Genomic DNA, 4,019 nt, shown 5'->3' with positions numbered 1-4,019 from the left:
GTCCGAGACGATCCACCAGTCCTGCCCCGCAGGACCGCTGTACGGCCGTACGTCGACCGCGGCCCGTACCGCCTCGCCGTCCTCGCTCACCCAGCCGTCCGCGAGGCACGCGGCCAGCGGCAGCACCGCCGCGGCGTGCGTGCGGGGGACCGCGTGCTGGAGGAGGAAGAGCCGGGTGAGGGTGGCGAGGGCCGGCGGCGTGCTGCCGGGCGGCCACCGTGTCGCCCGCTCGGCGGGGACGGTCTCGCTGCGGGCGAGTGCCGCGTAGGCGGGGGCGCCCAGGAGGTCCAGCAGGCCGTCTGCCGTGAATCCCGCCGCCAGCAGCGCCGCGCGCAGGCCGGCGGCACGGTCGGGGCGGGGAAGGTCCGTACGGGGAAGGTCGTCGGTCGCGCTCACGGGCACCATTGTGGTGCCGCCGCGGCGGCGCGGCCGACCACCCCGCCGACCGGAGCCCCGCGGGCTCCTACGCCTTCTGCGAAGGCTTGGCCTTCGACTTCTGGCAGCCCTCCTGCTCGGCCAGCGCCTGGCCGACCTCGCCCGCCTGCAGCTTGTTGAGCGCCTCGTCGCCGCTCTTGCTGATCTTGTCCGCCTCGCCCGCCAGCTCCCGCAGGCCCTCCGCGAACGCCGCCTGATCCTTGACGTCCAGGTCCTCCACCTGCTTCTGCAGGTCCGCGTACGCCCCCGCCACCTGCTGCAGTTCGGTCACGGCCCCGCCGTGGGTGTTCTTGCCGTCGTCGACCGGCGGCGCGCCCACCTTGTTCACGGCCTTGCTCATGGCCGTGTACGCCTCGGAGATCTCGCCGAACGCCCGGGCGTCCGCCTCCTGCACCTTCCGCGGGTCCTTCTCCGTCGTCGCCTCGCTGATGGCGAGGTTGGCCTGATCCCTCTTCTGCAGCTCCGGCTGGATCCGGTCGCAGAGCGAGCCCGCCCACTTCTGGACCTCCGCGCCGTTGTCATCGCTGCAGCCGGTCGCCGCGAGCAGCGTGACGGCGGCACCGGCCAGGGCGGCGGCAAGCTTCTTGTTCACCGGATCATCCCTTCGAGACTGAGACACCCGGAACATACACCGGCACCCCGCCGGTACGACGAATCGCCGGGGCCGCACGCCGCGTCGTGCACCATTTGCCACGACAGTCACAGCAGTCACGGCAGCAACAGCGGCAGCAACACCGGCCACCGACGGTCCCCCGGAAACACCACACCCCGCCGGCCGGGAGCTTCTCTCGCCTCCCGGCCGGCGGGGTGTGGTGCCGTAGCCCGGTCTCAGCCGTTGACCACCGCCGGGCCGGTCGAGGACTTCGGCGCCGTACCGGCGGACGCCGTGGTCTCCGACCCCTCGTCGTCCACGGCGATGCCGCGGCGCTTGGAGATGTACACGGCGCCGGCGATGATCGCGATGGCCGCGACCGAGATGACGATCCGCACGCCGACGTTGGAGTCGTCGCCGTACGAGAATTTCACCACCGCGGGCGCGATCAGCAGCGCCACCAGGTTCATCACCTTCAGCAGCGGGTTGATCGCCGGGCCCGCGGTGTCCTTGAACGGGTCGCCGACCGTGTCGCCGATCACCGTGGCGGCGTGGGCCTCGCTGCCCTTGCCGCCGTGGTGGCCGTCCTCGACGAGCTTCTTGGCGTTGTCCCAGGCGCCGCCCGAGTTGGCCAGGAAGACCGCCATCAGCACGCCCGCGCCGATGGCGCCGGCGAGGAACGAGGCGAGCGCGCCGACGCCGAACGTGAAGCCGACCGCGATCGGCGCCATCACGGCGAGCAGACCGGGCGTACGCAGCTCGCGCAGCGCGTCCCGGGTGCAGATGTCGACGACCTTGCCGTACTCCGGCTCCTCCGAGTAGTCCATGATCCCCGGGTGCTCGCGGAACTGCCGGCGCACCTCGAAGACCACCGCGCCCGCGGAGCGCGAGACGGCGTTGATCGCCAGACCGGAGAAGAGGAAGACGACCGCGGCGCCGAGGATGAGGCCGACGAGGTTGTTCGGCTGCCCGATGTCCAGGCTGAGGCCCAGCGGGTTGCCGACGTTGGTCGCCTCCGCCACCGCCGTGTCCACCGCGTCCCGGTACGAGCCGAAGAGAGCCGCCGCCGCGAGGACCGCGGTGGCGATGGCGATGCCCTTGGTGATGGCCTTGGTCGTGTTGCCGACCGCGTCCAGGTCGGTGAGGACCTGGGCGCCGGCACCCTCGACGTCGCCGGACATCTCGGCGATGCCCTGGGCGTTGTCGGAGACCGGGCCGAAGGTGTCCATCGCGACGATGACGCCGACGGTGGTCAGCAGGCCGGTGCCGGCCAGCGCGACTGCGAAGAGCGCCAGCATGATGGACGTACCGCCGAGCAGGAACGCGCCGTAGACGCTGAGCCCGATGAGGACGGCGGTGTAGACGGCGGACTCCAGGCCGATGGAGATGCCGGCGAGCACCACGGTGGCCGGGCCGGTCAGCGAGGTCTTGCCGATGTCCCGGACGGGACGGCGGTTGGTCTCGGTGAAGTAGCCGGTGAGCTGCTGGATGACCGCCGCGAGCACGATGCCGATGGCGACCGCGATGAGCGCGAGCACCTGCGGGTTGCCGTCGTGCTCGGCGATGCCCGCACCGACGCCGTCGAGGTCCGCGTACGACGAGGGGAGGTACGCGAAGACGGCGATGGCGACCATCACCAGGGAGATCACCGCGGAGATGAAGAAGCCGCGGTTGATGGCGGTCATGCCGCTGCGGTCGCTCGCCTTGGGCGCCACGACGAACACGCCGATCATGGCGGTGACGACGCCGATCGCGGGAACGATCAGCGGGAAGGCCAGGCCCGCGTCGCCCAGGGCGACCTTGCCCAGGATGAGCGCGGCGACCAGGGTGACGGCGTACGACTCGAAGAGGTCGGCGGCCATGCCGGCGCAGTCGCCGACGTTGTCGCCGACGTTGTCGGCGATGGTGGCGGCGTTGCGCGGGTCGTCCTCGGGGATGCCCTGCTCGACCTTGCCGACGAGGTCGGCACCGACGTCCGCGGCCTTGGTGAAGATGCCGCCGCCGACACGCATGAACATCGCGATCAGCGCGGCGCCGAGGCCGAAGCCCTCCAGCACCTTGGGCGCGTCGGCCGCGTAGACGAGCACGACGCTGCACGCGCCGAGCAGGCCGAGGCCGACGGTGAACATGCCGACGACGCCGCCGGTACGGAACGCGAGCTTCGTCGCCTCGTGGCTCACCGCGGTGAGGTCCTTGGCGGGCTCGCCCTCGCGCGGGGTGGCGGCGCGCGCGGCCGCGGCCACGCGCACGTTGCTGCGGACCGCCAGCCACATGCCGATGTACCCGGTCGCCGCCGAGAAGGCGGCGCCCACCAGGAAGAAGATCGAGCGTCCGGCCCGCTCCGACCAGTCGTCGGCGGGAAGCAGGAAGAGCAGGAAGAACACCACGACGGCGAACATCCCGATCGTGCGCAACTGGCGGTACAGATAGGCGTTCGCGCCTTCCTGCACCGCCGCCGCGATCTTCTTCATATTGTCCGTGCCCTCGCCTGCGGCGAGTACTTGACGGAGCAGCACCACTGCGACCGCGAGTGCGGCTACCGCGACCACGGCGATGATCGCCACGATGGCCCGGTTGCCGCTGGTCAGTTCCACGGCCAGTAGGTGGTCCTGCTGTAGTGGGGTGAAATGCCCCGCCATTCGTCCTCCTTGACGTACGGCACATGGGCGCGCGGCAGCCCCGACTGCGGGTTTCGGCGGTCGGGGTTTGGGCGGCCGCAGCGCTCAGGCGTCCTGAGCTGCAAGTTGTGGACGGATTGTAGGGAGCGGAACTAGATCAAAACAGTGCGTCCCCAGGGGAATTCGGCTCCGACGACGATCAACGCGTCGGAGAGCCTCTGTCAATTCGCTCGAAAGAGGGACGCGGGAACGGCGGGGCAATGTCGGGAAAATGATCTCCGAGCCTCAAGAAAGCGCTGCTCAGAAGCGCCTTGATCTTGAAATGCCCGGGTCAAGGGGTGGGTGGGGGGAGGGCCGGGCGCGGCGGGCGCGGG

3 protein-coding genes are annotated in these 4,019 nt (G+C 70.9%); all 3 read right to left on the bottom strand.

Going from position 1 to position 4,019, the window contains the following annotated elements; all coding sequences use genetic code 11:
- Window positions 1-405: DUF7059 domain-containing protein (locus H5J30_RS20685; RefSeq protein ID WP_445194950.1), on the bottom strand; the 405-nt coding region annotated here is incomplete at its 3' end.
- Between the two features lie 58 nt (window positions 406-463).
- Window positions 464-1,027, bottom strand: a complete 564-nt coding sequence (locus tag H5J30_RS37495; protein ID WP_181788893.1) for a small secreted protein — start codon at window positions 1,025-1,027, stop codon at window positions 464-466.
- A gap of 236 nt (window positions 1,028-1,263) precedes the next feature.
- Window positions 1,264-3,666, bottom strand: coding sequence for a sodium-translocating pyrophosphatase (locus tag H5J30_RS20675; protein ID WP_181788892.1), 2,403 nt, complete (start codon window positions 3,664-3,666; stop codon window positions 1,264-1,266).
- Between the last annotated feature and the right edge of the window lie 353 nt (window positions 3,667-4,019).

Source organism: Streptomyces phytophilus (assembly GCF_013870535.1).
Taxonomy (GTDB): Bacteria; Actinomycetota; Actinomycetes; order Streptomycetales; family Streptomycetaceae; genus Streptomyces; species Streptomyces phytophilus.
This window is presented reverse-complemented; position numbering and strand designations above follow the sequence as displayed.

What these genes read in the sequence shown, in the direction of transcription:
- H5J30_RS20675 (WP_181788892.1), bottom strand. Translation starts at nt 3,666, where the DNA reads ATGGCGGGGCATTTCACCCCACTACAGCAGGACCACCTACTGGCCGTG.